This window comes from Hymenobacter jeongseonensis, from assembly GCF_015694725.1.
Taxonomy (GTDB): domain Bacteria; phylum Bacteroidota; class Bacteroidia; order Cytophagales; family Hymenobacteraceae; genus Hymenobacter; species Hymenobacter jeongseonensis.
On record NZ_JADQDQ010000014.1, the window covers coordinates 12,600 to 27,931 of the forward strand.

The 15,332-nt window shown below is 58.3% G+C and carries 12 protein-coding genes; 6 read left to right on the plus strand and 6 right to left on the minus strand.

What is annotated here, in order from left to right:
- Window positions 1-227: 227 nt before the first annotated feature.
- Window positions 228-1,760: a sensor histidine kinase gene (locus I2I05_RS19360; protein ID WP_196283909.1), complete on the plus strand. Its 1,533-nt coding sequence runs from the start codon at window positions 228-230 to the stop codon at window positions 1,758-1,760.
- A gap of 120 nt (window positions 1,761-1,880) precedes the next feature.
- Window positions 1,881-2,924: a WD40/YVTN/BNR-like repeat-containing protein gene (locus I2I05_RS19365; protein WP_196283910.1), complete on the plus strand. Its 1,044-nt coding sequence runs from the start codon at window positions 1,881-1,883 to the stop codon at window positions 2,922-2,924.
- A gap of 39 nt (window positions 2,925-2,963) precedes the next feature.
- Here I2I05_RS19365 and I2I05_RS19370 read toward each other — a convergent pair whose 3' ends face one another.
- Window positions 2,964-3,662, minus strand: coding sequence for a 16S rRNA (uracil(1498)-N(3))-methyltransferase (locus I2I05_RS19370; RefSeq protein ID WP_196283911.1), 699 nt, complete (start codon window positions 3,660-3,662; stop codon window positions 2,964-2,966).
- A 149-nt stretch (window positions 3,663-3,811) separates the two neighbouring features.
- Here I2I05_RS19370 and I2I05_RS19375 point away from each other — a divergent pair, with 149 nt between their 5' ends.
- Together I2I05_RS19375 and I2I05_RS19380 are read left to right on the plus strand one after the other, a co-directional pair.
- Window positions 3,812-4,849, plus strand: a complete 1,038-nt coding sequence (locus tag I2I05_RS19375; protein ID WP_196283912.1) for an SDR family oxidoreductase — start codon at window positions 3,812-3,814, stop codon at window positions 4,847-4,849.
- 228 nt (window positions 4,850-5,077) lie between these two features.
- Window positions 5,078-6,031: an NmrA/HSCARG family protein gene (locus I2I05_RS19380; RefSeq protein ID WP_196283913.1), complete on the plus strand. Its 954-nt coding sequence runs from the start codon at window positions 5,078-5,080 to the stop codon at window positions 6,029-6,031.
- 90 nt (window positions 6,032-6,121) lie between these two features.
- Here I2I05_RS19380 and pckA read toward each other — a convergent pair whose 3' ends face one another.
- Window positions 6,122-7,756 carry a phosphoenolpyruvate carboxykinase (ATP) gene (pckA, locus tag I2I05_RS19385; protein WP_196283914.1) on the minus strand — a complete coding sequence of 545 codons (1,635 nt, stop codon included), beginning with the start codon at window positions 7,754-7,756 and terminating at the stop codon, window positions 6,122-6,124.
- 230 nt (window positions 7,757-7,986) lie between these two features.
- Between pckA and I2I05_RS19390 the strand changes: the two genes are divergently transcribed.
- Both I2I05_RS19390 and I2I05_RS19395 read left to right on the plus strand, forming a co-directional pair.
- On the plus strand, window positions 7,987-8,898 hold the full coding sequence (locus I2I05_RS19390) for a helix-turn-helix domain-containing protein (protein ID WP_196283915.1): 912 nt from the start codon (window positions 7,987-7,989) through the stop codon (window positions 8,896-8,898).
- A gap of 172 nt (window positions 8,899-9,070) precedes the next feature.
- Window positions 9,071-10,645 (plus strand): peptide MFS transporter, encoded by a 1,575-nt coding sequence (locus I2I05_RS19395; RefSeq protein WP_196283916.1) that lies wholly within the window; start codon window positions 9,071-9,073, stop codon window positions 10,643-10,645.
- Between the two features lie 364 nt (window positions 10,646-11,009).
- On the opposite strand, the gene groL is transcribed toward I2I05_RS19395, so the two are convergent.
- From groL to I2I05_RS19415, 4 genes are all read right to left on the minus strand, one after another.
- A complete protein-coding gene (gene groL, locus I2I05_RS19400) occupies window positions 11,010-12,659 on the minus strand; it encodes a chaperonin GroEL (RefSeq protein ID WP_196283917.1) in 1,650 nt (549 codons plus the stop codon).
- Window positions 12,660-12,722: 63 nt separating this feature from the next.
- Complete coding sequence (groES, locus tag I2I05_RS19405) at window positions 12,723-13,013, minus strand: co-chaperone GroES (protein ID WP_196283918.1); 291 nt, start codon at window positions 13,011-13,013, stop codon at window positions 12,723-12,725.
- Window positions 13,014-13,258: 245 nt separating this feature from the next.
- On the minus strand, window positions 13,259-13,693 hold the full coding sequence (secG, locus tag I2I05_RS19410) for a preprotein translocase subunit SecG (protein WP_196283919.1): 435 nt from the start codon (window positions 13,691-13,693) through the stop codon (window positions 13,259-13,261).
- Between the two features lie 27 nt (window positions 13,694-13,720).
- Window positions 13,721-15,166, minus strand: coding sequence for a hypothetical protein (locus I2I05_RS19415; RefSeq protein ID WP_196283920.1), 1,446 nt, complete (start codon window positions 15,164-15,166; stop codon window positions 13,721-13,723).
- Window positions 15,167-15,332: the final 166 nt, after the last annotated feature.

The window sequence follows — 15,332 nt, forward strand, 5'->3', positions numbered from 1 at the left end:
CCAGAAAATTCCCGGTAGGGTTGGCTAAGTCAGGTTGAATAATGGGATGATGCTATTTGGCATACATCTGATGATTAGTGAGTTACGCAATTAGTCTTTGGGCTTTGCGTTGGTCGACTCAAACGAGAGGTGCCGCTAGCCAGCATGCTAAATATAATATCAACATAATTGGAATAACTTTAACATTATTGCTGAAAATTGTTGCGCCCGCCGTTTCTGTTGTGCTTATGCCGCGCCTTACCGACTCCGATAATGCCGCTACCAACCTCGGCCAGAAAATATTTTCGCCGGTAGCGAAGCTGTGGCAAATCCTCATCAATATCGGCGTGCAGCCCAACCTCACCAATTGGCAATGGAAGCGCGTGCGCCTACTCAATGGCATTAGCTGCGTCACCATTGCCATTTATGCCGGCTACGCCACGGTCTTCTTCAATTCCCCCGATTTTCTGATTTTTCGCATTTGCCTGAGCGGCGTCCTGCTCAACCTGCCGCCGCTGCTTTTTAATTATCACCACCGCTACGACGCCGCCGCTTACTACAGCGTGCTGAGCGTGATGGGCCTGTGCTCGTTCATTGCCATTGCCCGGAAGTACGACGGGGTGGAATACTATCTGCTTTCCAACAGCATTGTGCCCATGCTGTTCTTCCGCAACTTCTGGAAAATATCCGTCCTGTTTGCGCTCAATGTAGCGGCGTTTTTCCTGGTGCGCCAGGCCATGGCGTTTGTCGAACCGTTTCTGTATGTGGAAGATAGTGTGTATTTCTACAATACCAACCTGTTCTTGTGCTTCGTCGCGCTGTTTGTGGTGGTGTATTATTTTCGGGAAGAAAACTTCCGTCAGGAATGGCTGCTTTTGCAGAAAAACGACACCCTAGCACAGTCGCTGGAGCACCTGCAAAACACCCAGGCACAGTTGGTGCAGCAGGAAAAGCTGGCCTCGCTGGGCGCCCTGACGGCGGGCATTGCCCACGAAATCCAGAACCCGCTCAACTTCGTCGATAACTTTTCGGAGGTGAGCGTGGAGCTCGTGGCGGAGCTGCGGGACGTGCTGGAACACGAAACCGTGTCGGAGCAGGGCAAGCAGGCCCTTGGGCACTTGCTGGATGATTTGGTCCAAAGCCAGCAAAAGGTGAACGAGCACGCCGACCGCGCCGGCCGCATCGTGAAAAACATGCTGCAGCACTCGCGCACCAGCACCGGCGAGCGGCAACCCACCGACCTCAACCGGCTGGCCGACGAGTACCTGCGCCTGGCCTACCACGGCTGGCGGGCCAAGGACAAATCTTTCAACGCCACCCTCACCACCGATTTTAGTTTGCGCCTGGGCTTGGTGCCCCTGGTGGTGGAGGACATGGGCCGCGTGCTGCTCAACCTATACAACAACGCGTTTTATGGCGTGAGCAAGCGGGCCCAAGAGCTACCGGCGGGGGCTTCGTACACGCCCACGGTATCGGTGAGCTCGCAGCGCAGCGCGCAGGGCGTGTACCTGCGGGTGCGCGACAACGGCATCGGTATTCCGCCCAACATCATCGACAGCATTTTCCACCCCTTTTTCACCACCAAGCCGCCCGGCGAAGGGACCGGCCTGGGCCTCTCGTTGAGCCACGAAATAGTAACCCAAGGCCACGGCGGCTCTCTGACGGTTAAGTCGGTGCCGGGCGATTTTACCGAATTTACCATTCGGCTCCCGCTCACCCCAAATGCTTCCGCAAACAACCGCTACAGCAGTGAAAACGGACGAGGCCATTCTGAACACTAGCTACTGAAGCGGCATTTCCTATTTCCGGCGGCGAGCAAAGCCTGCACCCTGGCAGAACTGCCGTCAAATAAATCGGACCGCCCGGACAACCTTTGGCCGAATGCGCCGGTCATGTGCTCAATGAAAATAATCCACGGTATGTTGTTGGCCTGCTTGGCGCTGGCCAGCTGCGAGAAGGAGGCTGAGGCCCCTGTACTTAGCCAAAGCGTTGTCTCTTTGCCTTTTGAGGACGCTTCGCTCAAACTGGAGGTGGTCACGACTTCGTTGCCTGATTGGGTAACCGACATTCATTTTGCGGATGCCTCGGTGGGCCTTGCTATCACTTATACCGGCAGCATCTACCGGACCACTGACAGTGGAAAAAAGTGGACATTACAGCATAGCAATGCAACGGCCGACCAGCCCCTACAGCGCCTTGAATTTACCAGCCTGCTTGTGGGGTATGCCGTGGGCGGCTCCCGGGCCTGCAGTGGGGCGAACTGCACGCCTGCGGGCGGGCTAATATTGAAAACCGTGGATGGCGGCGCCACTTGGGCAAGCGTTTACCAGGCTGCCCGCGTCGAAATTGTGGCCATTGCGGCAAATAGCCGCGGCGAGCTGTTTGCCATTTCCAAAGGCCCAAACACCCAACTCCTGAAAAGCAGCAACGCGGGCACCACCTGGGCCCCCGTCGCTGAGTTTGCCTTTCCGTTAGCAGAAATTGCCTTCGACAACACCTTTGGCTACTGCGCCGGTGCCAACGGAAAGATTATCGGCAGCCTCGACAACGGAACGACGTGGAATGCCCTACCAACGCTTACTTCTAACTATTTCAACGATTTGAAATTCTTGACCAGCAGCGGTTACTGTATTTCAAATAACTCCCTGGTTTATAAAACCACAGACAACGGTCAGAACTGGGTCGAGCTTCCCCAGGCCGGAGTGAGTGCATTTGTAGTCAATCCGCTGACGGCAACCAGCGTTCTGGTTTTCGGGGCTGGCCGCTACAGTGGAGGAGACTTTGGGACTTACGATGGCGCCGTGATGCAAACGACCAACGGCGGTGCGGGCTGGCACCAATTGGAACTGCGCAATATTGGCGCAGTTCGCTATACCAGCTTTTACAGCGCTACCAGGGGCTATGCGGCGGCGGGCCGGGCGCTGGTGCAGGTGACCGTGAAGTAACCACGCCCCGCAATTGGGTTCGCGTCGGGTAGGGCCAGCCTATTCGCGCACCAGATGCACCGTGAACACCGCTGCCAGGGCCGCAGTTTCTGTACGCAAGCGCGAGCTGCCCAGCGTGACCGGCCGAATTCCCCGGCTGAGGGCCAGCTCAATCTCAGCGGGGGTGAAATCGCCTTCCGGCCCAATGAGCACGCAACAGCCGTTGCCCGTTGCCGCCACTTGGGTTAAAGCGGTGCGTTCACCTTCTTCCAAGTGGGCAATGAAGGTGGTTTCGGAAGCTGCTGCGCCCACGAAAGCTGCGTAATCCGTCATTTCGTCCAGTTGCGGCAGCCATGCCTGGCCCGATTGCTTCATCGCGCTGATGGCAATTTTCTCCAGCCGGTCCAGCTTGAGCTCGCGGCGCTCGGAACGGGCGCAGCGTAGGAACGTGATGCGCTCCACGCCAATTTCCACGGCTTTCTCCACGAACCACTCCATGCGGTCAAGGTTTTTAGTGGGCGCCACGGCCACGTGGGTGAAGTAGGAGCGGGGCGGCATACTTTCGTGCTGCGTGATGCGGAGTTGGCAGCGCTTGGGGTTGGCGTCGGCCACTGCCGCGTCGTAGCGGCTGCCGCGGCCGTCCAGCAGCTCCACTACGTCGCCGGTGCCGAGGCGCAGCACCCGCACGGCGTGCTTGCTTTCGTCTTCGGGCAGCGTGTAGGTGGGGCCGGTGAGGTCGGGCGCGTAAAAAGTATGCATGGGGCAAAGAACGGCACTGAATGAAAAAGCAGCTGCCGGGCGGGGCGCGCGGCCGGGTAAGCGCGGGAATAACCAGGCTTTCCAGCGCCTCGTAAGTACTTGTCAGGCGCAGCGTATGCCGATTGTTTCACTTCCTTTTCAACTTACCTATGAAACCTACCCTCAAGAATTTGCAAGACCAAATCATGGTTATTACGGGTGCCTCGTCGGGCATTGGCCTGGTCACCGCCCGCATGGCGGCCAGGGAAGGGGCCCGCCTTGTGCTGGCCGCGCGCACGGAGGATGCCCTGCGCCAGCTCGCCGATGAAATCAATCAGGCCGGCGGACAGGCCATCTACGTGGTGGCCGATGTAAGCCAGCAAGCCGACGTACAGCGCATTTCCCGTGCGGCTATTGAGCGGTTCGGGGGCTTCGATACCTGGGTGAACGACGCCGGCGTCTCCATTTATGGCAAGGTGGAAGACATGCCCATCGACGATATGCGCAAGCTCTTTGATACCAACGTGTGGGGCTTGATTTATGGCTCATTGGAAGCCGCGAAACACCTCAAAATGCGCGGCGGTGCCATTGTCAACATTGGCAGCATCTTGTCGGAAACCACCGCCATTCTGCAGACCATTTACAGCGCCAGCAAGCACGCGGTGAAAGGCTTCACCGACGGCCTGCGCATGGAGTTGGAAATGGACGGTGCCCCCGTAGCCGTGTCGCTGGTGAAGCCGGCGGCCATCGACACGCCTTACACGCTCAACGCCAAGAACTACATGGACCGCGAGCCCCAGCACGCGCCCCCTGCCTACGCCCCCGACCTCGTAGCCGAAGCCATTCTGCACTGCGCCGAAAACGGGCAGCGCGAAGTGACCGTGGGCGGCGGCGGCAAAATGATAAACGCCATGAGCCATTACGCGCCCAGCCTGACCGATAAGTTCATGGAAAAGGTGTTTTCTAAACAGACCAAGTCCAACCGCCCAGCCCGCCCCCGCTCCGACAATGGCCTCGACCACGCCAACGCCCGCCTCAAGGAGCGCGGCAACTACCCCGGCCACGCGCACGAAACCAGCATTTATACTACCGCCACTACGCACCCGCTGGTTGCCGCCGCGGTGCTGGCCGGAGCCGGCGTAGGCCTGGCCGCGTGGATGAACCGTTCGGCCACGGCAACGAAAAAGCAAAACGGGCAATCGGCCTAGCTTTTAGCTGAGTGAAAATTCGCCGTGCTTCGGCTGTGCTTCGGTGCAGTCGCGGCACGGCGAATTTTGTTTGGTCTGTTTTTTCACCACCAATAGGTTTGGTGCTGAGCTGCCTCACAGCCTCATTTCTGCTGTGGACCTTGTAAATAATTAGAGGCATTTTTATATTAGATATGGTTAGAAAAGAAATGAATTATTCATCGTTAAGCGCCTAGCGCAACCGTAGTTATGCCGGATAAAAAACTCATTACCGTTTTCGGAGCCACTGGCGCGCAAGGCGGGGGCTTGGTGCGGGCCATTCTGGAAGACCCGCAAAGTGAATTCGCCGTTCGTGCCGTTACCCGCCATCCGGATTCGGAGAAAGCCCGGGCTCTCGAGCAGCTGGGCGCGGAGATTTTCCGGGCCGATATCGATGACCCCAACGCTATCCGGCAGGCCATGCAAGGCGCTTACGGTGCCTTCTGCGTTACCTTTTTCTGGGAGCATTTCTCGCCCGAGCGGGAAGATGCGGAAGCTCGCCAAATGGCGGAAGCGGCCAAAGATGCCGGTCTGCAACACGTCATCTGGTCGACATTGGAAGATACCCGGCAATGGATTCCGCTCGACGATAACCGCATGCCCACGCTGCACGGGCACTACAAAGTGCCGCACACCGACGCCAAAGGCGCGGCCAACCACTACTTCTCCGACCTGGGCGTGCCCACTACGTTCCTGCTCACCTCGTTCTATTGGGAGAACTTTATTTATTTCGGCATGGGCCCCAAGCCCAACCCCGACGGCAAACTCGCCATCACGCTGCCCATGGGCCAAGAGAAACTGGCGACCATCGCGGCCGAAGACATCGGCAAGTGCGCATACGGCATCTTTAAGAAGGGACGCGAGATGATTGGCAAAACGGTAGGAATTGCCGGTGCCCACCTGACTGGCACCGAAATGGCGCGGGCCCTCACGCAGGCCCTGGGGCGTGAGGTGGTCTACAACGAAGTGCCGCCCGAAGTGTACCGGAGCTTTGGCTTTCCGGGAGCCGAAGACTTGGGCAATATGTTTCAGTTCGACCGGGATTTTGCCCCGGTGTGTCTCAAAGCCCGCGACGTGTCGTTTTCCCGCCAGCTAAACCCCAAGCTGCAAACTTTTGAACAATGGTTGAGCCAGCACGCCAAGCAAATACCCGTAGCCGCTTAGCTTCGAGCAAGCCCCTGGACAGATGCGTAAGCAAAAAGGCCCGCTGACCAATTGGTCAGCGGGCCTTTTTGCTTACGCATCTGTCAAAACCTAGACTAAGGTGGCTTCTACCGCTACCTTGGGCGCACCGGCGAGAATTTCATCGTTCGCAAACTCTGCGTATTTTTTGAAATTCTCAACAAATTTTTCGGCCAAATCAGCCGCCGTTTTGTCGTAGGCAGCTTTGTCGGCCCATGTGTTTCGCGGGTCGAGGATTTCGGAAGGGACGCCGGGCACTGCACCGGGTACTGATACCCCGAAAATGGAATGCTTGGTGAACTTGACCTGGTCGAGCTGGCCGTTGAGGGCCGCCGTTATCATGGTGCGGGTGTAGGCCAGTTTCATGCGGTGGCCGGTGCCAAAAGCGCCGCCAGTCCAGCCCGTGTTGATGAGCCACACGTTAATGTCGGGGTTCTCATCCATCTTCTTGCCCAGCATCTCCGCGTATTTGGTAGGATGCAACGGCAGGAACACCGCGCCGAAGCAAGCCGAAAACGTCGTCTGGGGCTCAACCACGCCCATTTCCGTGCCCGCAACCTTGGCGGTGTAGCCGGACATAAATAGGTACATGGCGTGGCTCTTGTCAAGCTTGCTGATGGGAGGCAGCACGCCGAATGCATCGGCGGTGAGGAAGAAAATGTTTTTCGGCGCATCGGCCACCGAGGGCTCGATGGCGTTGTCGATGAAATTGATGGGGTAGGCGGTGCGGGTGTTTTCCGTTACCGACTTGTTGGCGTAATCCACGGTGTGGGTGCCGGGGATGAAGCGGGTGTTCTCCACAATGGAGCCAAAGCGGATGGCGTCCCAAATTTGGGGCTCCTTTTCCTTGCTCAGGTCAATCACCTTGGCGTAGCAGCCGCCTTCAAAGTTGAAGATGCCGGCATCGGGCGTCCAGCCGTGCTCGTCATCGCCGATGAGGCCGCGGTTTGGGTCGGCCGAGAGGGTGGTTTTACCGGTGCCGGAGAGGCCAAAGAAGATGGCTGTGTCACCGGCTTCGCCCACATTTGCCGAGCAGTGCATGGGCAGCGTGTTGCGCTCGTGGGGCAAAATGTAGTTCAGCACCCCGAAAATACCTTTCTTCATTTCGCCAGCGTAGCCCGTGCCGCCAATCAGAATCATCTTCTTGGTGAAGTTGAGAATGGCGAAGTTGGGCTGGCGGGTGCCGTCAACGGCTGGGTCGGCTTCAAAGCCGGGGGCGCAGATGATGCTGAAATCGGGCAGCCAGGAAGTGTCGGCGCCGGCTTCAGGCCGTAGGAACATATTGTAGCAAAACAGGTTGTGCCAGGCCTGCTCGTTCACGATGCGCAGCTTGAGCTGGTAGTCGGGGTTGGCGCCGGCGTAGGCTTCGCGCACGTACAGCTCCTTGTCGGCCAGGTAAGCCACCATTTTCTGGTGGAGCTTGTCAAACTTGTCGGCGTCGAAGGGGATGTTGATGTCGCCCCACCACACGCTGTCTTCGGTGTTGGCGTCGCGCACCACGAACCGGTCCTTGGGCGAGCGGCCCGTGAATTTGCCGGTGTCGGCCATCAAGGCGCCGGTGTCGGTGAGGTGGCCCTCGCCGTTCCGCAAAGCGTGCTCAATGAGCTCCGCAGGCGTTAAATTGAGGTGAATGGTGGCCGTTTCGTGGAAGCCCAGCGGCTGCAAACGATTGGGGGAGTTGGCGGCAAGGGTGGAAGGTTCTTGCATGGCAGTAGTGGTGTTGGGTGGGAATTCCCGTGAGTGAGGGTACAAAGGTAGAATTATTCGGCTCGTTGGGAGTGAAACAATTCGTTTCTTTAACGGGACAAATTAAACCTTGCTTGATATGTGAGCTATTTTTGGGACCTGGGGGTGGCGCAATAAGCCCGTCAGAGCGTCAGCTGTTACACTCGGCGCGTTATTTAGGTTTGCTTTGTCCCTACCCAATTTCTAATCCGATGGCTTCCAACATCGCCAGCTACAACGGCATATACGGGGATAGCAAGGCGCAGATTTCGCACGACTACCTCCAGAGCCAGCTCATTGTGCCGCGCCACCGCACCACCGACTGGGGCCTCAAGCCGCACCTGCACGAAAACCTGTTTCAGTTGTTTTTCCTCGAAGCCGGGCGCGCCGCGTTTGAAGCGTCGGAGGTAATCGAGTTGGTCACGCCGTGCTTGGTTATCATCCCAGCTAACACCGTGCACGGCTTCACCTTCAGCCCGCAGGTGAAGGGCCGCACCCTCACGCTCTCCGAGGCCCTGCTCGACACCATTTTGCAGGCCACGCCCGGCGTGCTGGTCGAATTAAACAGCGTGCACATTCTGTCCGACTTCAATTCCGAGGTCACGTTTGCGGATTTGCAGGCCCTGGAGCAGCAAATCCACGAGGAAATCTACTCTGAGCTGCCCGGCAAGCAACTCGCCCTGAATGGCTATTTTAAGTTGCTCTTCGTGAAGATTTTCCGCCTGCTGCACCACAACCGCCGCAAGGAGGAAAGCCCCAACCGCGCGCTGCACTACTTCCGCGAGTTCCAAAAAGCCATCGAGCGCACGGCGCCGTTCGAGAAGAAAATCTCGCAGTTTGCCCAGGAACTCAAGATTACCCAAGTTCATCTCAACCGCATTTGCCAGGCCGTGAAGGGCAAAACGGCCCAGCAAATTGTGCAGGCCCACACCATTCGCAAGGCCCACAACTACTTGCTCTATACCTCGCTGTCGGTGGCCGAAATTGCTTACGAGCTGCAATTTGTCGACCCCGGCTATTTCACCCGGTTCTTCCGCAAGCAAACCGGCCTGTCGCCCGGTGCCTACCGGGCCAAGGCTTATCGGAGCGAAGGAGGCGCAAAAGATATAGCGCGGACTTTGTAGTCCGCGTTCCCGCGCCAGTTGAATTACGCCAAACAGCTCGAAGGCACGGATTACAAAGTCTACGCTACGTGCCGATTCTTTCCTAGATTTACCGTGCCCATACTGCACTGGTTTGCGCCCAGGGCCTCATTTCCCATTTCTTGCCTACTCATTCCTCACTCTAGTTTCGCTCATGCAAACAATTCCTGCCCAGACCGGGCAACCGCTCTCCGCGGATTCCACGAGCCACCCCCGCGGGCTATACCTGCTGTTCGCCACCGAAATGTGGGAGCGGTTCAGCTACTATGGCATGCGGGCCGTGCTGGTGCTGTTCCTCACCAAGGCCATGATGATGGACAAGGCCTTCGCGTCCAAATTCTACGGCGGCTACACCAGCCTGGTGTACCTCACGCCGCTTATCGGCGGCTACATCTCGGACCGCTACTGGGGCAACCGGCGCTCCATCATGACGGGCGGCTTGCTGATGGCACTGGGCCAGTTCACGCTGTTCTTCTCGGCTTCCAACTACGGCCCCGCCGAAACCCACGCCCTCAGCCACTGGCTGCTGTACCTGGGCCTGGGCGTGATGATTGTGGGCAACGGCTTTTTTAAGCCCAATATTTCCTCGATGGTGGGCTCGCTCTATTCGGCCACCGACAAGCGCAAGGACGCCGCCTACACCATTTTCTACATGGGCATCAACCTGGGTTCGTTCCTGGGCAACACCATCACCAGCCTCATCGGCGACAAAGAAGGCCACCCCGAGGCGTTTCGTTGGGCGTTCCTGGCCTGCGGCATTGCCATGCTGCTGAGCGTCGTCGTTTTCAACTGGGGCAAAGACAAGCACCTGCACACGCCCACCGGCGAGCCCGTGGGCCTCACGCCCGCGCAATCGGGCGGCGTGATGGGCATTTACGCCCTGCTGCCCGTGCTGCTGGCCATCATTTTGGGCATTCTGTGGCTCGATTCGGCCATGTTCCCGACCATCGCGCCGCTGCTGGGCGTGGCCGTCATCGGCATCGCCTTCATGATTTTCAGCGATAAGTCGCTGAGCGGCGCCGACATCAAAGGCATCATGGTGATTTTCATCGTGTCGTTCTTCGTGGTGTTCTTCTGGGCGGCGTTCGAGCAGGCCCCGGCTTCGCTCACGTTCTTCGCCGACGAGCAAATGGACCGGACCATCTTCGGCTACACCCTGCCGGCCAGTATTTTCCAGAACCTCAATGCCATTTTCGTGGTGGTGGGCGCCCCGCTCATGGCCATGGTCTGGACGGCCCTGGGCCGCCGCGGCGCCGAGCCACCGTCCCCCCTCAAGATGGCCATTGGCCTCGGTCTATTGGCCGCCGGCTACCTGGTGATGTGCTTCGGCGTGACCAACCTGCAGCCCGGCGTGAAGGTGAGCATGTTCTTCCTCGTGGCCCTTTATTTCCTGCACTCCGTGGGCGAGCTGTGCCTGTCGCCCATCGGCCTCTCGCTGGTGAATAAACTGGCCCCGGTGAAGTTTGCCTCCCTGCTCATGGCCGTGTGGTTCCTAGCCAACGCGGCGGCCAACTACCTGGCTGGTTACATGAGCAGCCTCTACCCGGACCCCAAATCCACCGGCCCCGCGCCGCAGATACTGGGCTACCAAATCACCAGCCTCTACGACTTCTTCATGGTCTTCGTGGTTTCGGCCGCCGTCGCCGCCGGCTTGTTGTTCCTCATCAGCGGCAAACTGGCCAAGATGATGGACGCTCGCAACTACCCAGCGCCAACTACCCAGGCTTAAGTAGCCGAAATCAGACACAAAAAAGGCCCGTTCGCATTGTGAACGGGCCTTTTTTGTGTCTGTACAATCGTGCAGTCCTCACTTTTATATCTCCAACCTGCCATTACAATTGCCATTGAACATATTGACCGTCTCTCTAATCGTCTGTCATGCTGAGCGAAGCGAAGCATCTTCTCATTGCGGCAGGAGTCGTTCGAACATGAGAGGATGCTTCGCTCTGCTCAGCATGACAGGGATTGAGAGTAATTCTTGGTATTCGACATAGTAGCCCGGAAAATCATTGCCAATAAAAAAGCCCCGCTGGTACTACCAGCGGGGCTTTTTCAATTTTAACCAACAGCGGTTGGGCTGCTAGCGACTTGACTTACATCATGCCGCCCATGCCACCCATACCGCCCATGCCACCATCGCCGCCGTGGCCATGGCCAGCGTCCTTAGGCTCGGGCTCGTCCGAAATCACGGCCTCCGTCGTCAGCAGCAAGCCGGCGATAGAAGCAGCGTTTTCGAGGGCCAAACGGGTCACCTTGGTGGGGTCGATGATACCAGCGGCCACCAGGTTTTCGTACCGGTCCTCGCGGGCGTTGTAACCGAAGTCACCGCTGCCTTCGCGCACCTTCTGCACTACCACCGAGCCTTCGCCACCGGCGTTTTGCACGATGCAGCGCAGGGGCGACTCAAGGGCCGTCCGGATGATGTTCACACCGGTGCGCTCGTCAGCATTGTGGGTGTCCACTGCGGCCAAAGCCTCAATGGCACGCACCAGGGCCACGCCACCGCCGGGTACCACGCCTTCCTCAACGGCGGCGCGGGTAGCGTGCAGGGCATCGTCCACCCGGTCTTTCTTCTCTTTCATTTCCACTTCGGTCGACGCACCGATGTAGAGAATAGCCACACCGCCGCTCAACTTAGCGAGGCGCTCCTGCAGTTTCTCCTTGTCGTAGTCCGACGTCGTGGTTTCCATCTGCGCCTTAATCTGGCTGATGCGGCCGGTGATGTTCTCTTTCGAGCCCTTGCCGTTCACGATGGTCGTGTTGTCCTTGTCGATGATGATTTTCTCAGCCGTGCCGAGGTACTCCAACGTCGCGTTTTCGAGCTTGTAGCCCTGCTCTTCGCTGATAACGGTACCGCCCGTGAGGGTAGCAATGTCTTCCAGCATGGCCTTGCGGCGGTCGCCGAAGCCAGGAGCCTTAACAGCAGCAATTTTCAGCGAGCCGCGCAGCTTGTTCACCACCAGGGTAGCAAGAGCTTCGCCGTCCACATCCTCGGAGATGATAACCAGGGGCTTGCCAGTCTGGAGCACCTGCTCCAACACGGGCAGCAACTCCTTCATGGTGCTCACCTTCTTATCGTAGATGAGAACGTAAGGAGAGTCGAACTCAACCTCCATTTTCTCGGGGTTGGTCACGAAGTAAGGGGAGAGGTAGCCGCGGTCAAACTGCATGCCTTCCACTGTTTTAACTTCGGTTTCGGTGCCACGCGCTTCTTCCACGGTGATAACGCCTTCTTTGCCCACTTTCTCCATGGCATCGGCAATCATCTGGCCGATTTCGGCGTCGTTGTTGGCCGAAATAGTACCTACCTGGGCAATTTCTGCCGAGTTTTCAATCTTCTTCGACTGCGACTTCAGGTTGGCAACAACGGCGATAACCGCTTTGTCGATGCCGCGCTTCAGGTCCATTGGGTTGGCACCGGCGGCCACGTTCTTCGAGCCAGCCGTGTAGATGGCCTGGGCCAAAACCGTAGCCGTCGTAGTACCGTCGCCGGCCTGGTCGGCCGTTTTCGAAGCCACTTCTTTCACGAGCTGGGCGCCCATGTTCTCGATTGGGTCGCGCAACTCAATTTCTTTCGCAACCGTCACACCGTCCTTGGTGATGGACGGAGCGCCAAATTTCTTGTCGATGATGACGTTGCGGCCTTTCGGACCGAGGGTCACTTTTACGGCGTTGGCCAGTTTGTTCACGCCGGCTTGGAGACGGGCGCGGCCTTCGGTATCGAATTGGATGTTCTTAGCCATTTCTGGGTGATGAAGTAATTAGATGATGGGGTGTTTTGGGATTTTCGCAGCAAAGCCTAAGGCTTACAACACCGCGAAAATGTCCGACTCGCGCATGATGAGCAGGTCCTCGCCGTCGACGGTGATTTCGGTGCCGGCGTACTTGCCGTACAACACCTGGTCGCCTACGTGCACCTGGGGCTTGATGAGCGAGCCGCTGTCAGCGGTTTTGCCTTCGCCTACGGCTACCACTTCGCCGCGCTGGGGCTTCTCCTTGGCCGTGTCAGGGATGATGATACCGGATTTGGTTTTCTCCTCGGCGGCGGCAGCGCGGACAATGACGCGGTCGGCCAGCGGTTTCATGCTAAGTGCCATTCTGTGTGTGTTTGGGTTGAGTTGAACGAAAATTCAGGGTGTACGCCCCAGTGACACTTCCCGTGCCAGCCCCGCAAACCTGACAAAATGGGCATATTCGGGAACTGAAAGGTGGCAAAGTTGGCGGATGGCAGTTGACAACTCAACCAGCCCAGCCATCGGGTAAGCCACAAAAAAAGGCCGGTGGCTCCATGAGGAACCACCGGCCTTTTCGAGATTGGCAGCGCAAAAAGCGCCAGAATTAGTTATTGAGGCGTCGTTGCCGGAGTGGTTGCGTCAGGCGTTGTGGTGGTAGCAGGAGCCGAAGCCGGTGCCGTGCTAGTACCTGCTGGAGCGGTTGCGCCACCGGGAGCAGCTGCCGGAGCCGGAGCGCTAGGAGAAGGGGCCGAAGCAGGCAGGCGGGTTTCCAAAGCACGCTGCTGGTTCACGCTGCGAGTAGGACCAGCAGAGTCAGCGGTGAGCATGTGGGTGCTGAGCGACAATACCACCAAGCCGATGGCAAAACCCCAAGTGAGTTTCTCCAGCAGGTCGCCGGTGCGCTTCACGCCCATCATGCTGGCAGCGCCACCGGCGCTGAACTGGCTTGATAGTCCGCCGCCCTTAGGGTTTTGGGCCAGCACCACCAGGGCCAGCAAGAAGCACACGATAAGAATTAGTACGATGATGGCCGTGTAAAACATGAGGAGCAAAAAAACTGAAAAGGCGAATTACGCCGAGGGTTGCAATTGTTGGATTTGGGCCGCAAAGTACGCCATTTTTTCCGGCTGTTTCACCATGAGCTTCTCATAAATCTCAATGGCTCGGGCCGTTTTGCCCTGCCGGACGAGGATACGTGCCAGACTTTCGGACACCAAGTCGGGTTCGGCGCGGGTGCTGCGCACGCTCAAATCAGCCTGCGCGCCAGAAGGCGGCGGCAGCATGGCGGGCCGTGTGAGGCGGGGCTGGCGGCGCAGGAAGTTGTTGATAAGGTCGAGCGACGAAGGCAGCACCGGGGGCGGCGGGCAGTGCGTGGCCCAATGGTCGAGCAGCAGCGGGTCGGGCTCGAAAAAAGCCCCGGCAGGCGGCATCAACGTAGCCGCTGGCTGGGCCGACGCAATTTCAGTTGAAGCAAATTCTGCCTCGGCTTTGTCAGCTAATAGATTCAGCAACTGTAGGGAAAAGCCTAGGCGGCTGCTTTCTCCAAAGCCGTAGCCAACTGCAGAATCGCCAGTAAAAGCGGCGGGTGTGAAAGCAGGCGTGAGGTCGGTAGCAGAGCCGGCTACGTCAATTATTTCGGGAAGCAACTCCACGCTGCCCAGGCTGCGGGTTACGGCCGAGGCGGCCCATTCATCTACCAGGCCAGGGAGTTCATAGGCGGGCACGGCGGGTGGAGGAACGTCGGCCAAACCAAACTCGAAGCGGGCTTCTCCGACTTCAACCGACGGGCGAATGGCCGGCGCCTGCGCGGGCAAAATATCCTCCGCATCAAGTTCCGGTTCTGGAAAATGCTCCGCAATGATTTCGGTAGCGGGAATATCTACTCCTTCCACATCGAGCAGCAGGACCTGTTCGGTTTCCGTGGGCGTTGGGGGTACTTCTTGTTTTGCTAGTTCCTCGATTTGCGGCACGCTCTCCACCGGAGCAGGCGGGGAAGATGGAGCTTCTGCGGCTTCCAGAACTTCCTCAATTGATTGCTCGACCACCGGCGTAGGCTCGGGAGCAATGGGAACAACCTCTGCCACGGGCGTGGGAGCTACCGCCATAATTTCGGGCTCGGGAGCAGCGCTTGGAGCTTCTGATGCCGTCGTTATCGGTGGCGTAGGTGCTTCGTATTCAACATCAACGAAAACAGTGCTAACCGGTGGTTCCGGTGCTAGCGGTTGCGGGGCCGCTTGGGCTTCTTGCACAACGGCCAAAGCCAGGTCTTCCGTTGAAAGGGACGCAACTTCCGGCGCGGGCGCTTCTTGCTCGATAAGCCGGCGCAGCAGCGTGCGGTCGGCGGCGTAGGTGGCGGCGCGGCGCAGGCGCTGGCCGGCCAGCATGGTGCCTTGGTCGTGGGCCGCTTTGGCAAGCAGCAGGTGCGCCGTCTGGCAGTACGGGAAGGCTTGAGCGAGTTGTTCGAGTTCGCGCACTTCGGCCGGACCAAGGGCCGAAGTGTGGTCAAGAACGTGCAAAAGCGTGGCGCGGGTCACGGAGTAAAGTGCGGCTTTAAAGCAGCGCAAGTTTTGTGGGTAATTCCTAAAACCAGCGGTGCAAACAGTTTAACGGGGGCGCAACATTACGCTAATTTATCCAAACGCCCACGCTCGCGCCGTTGAGTTTGCCCCGGCTTTCGATTCA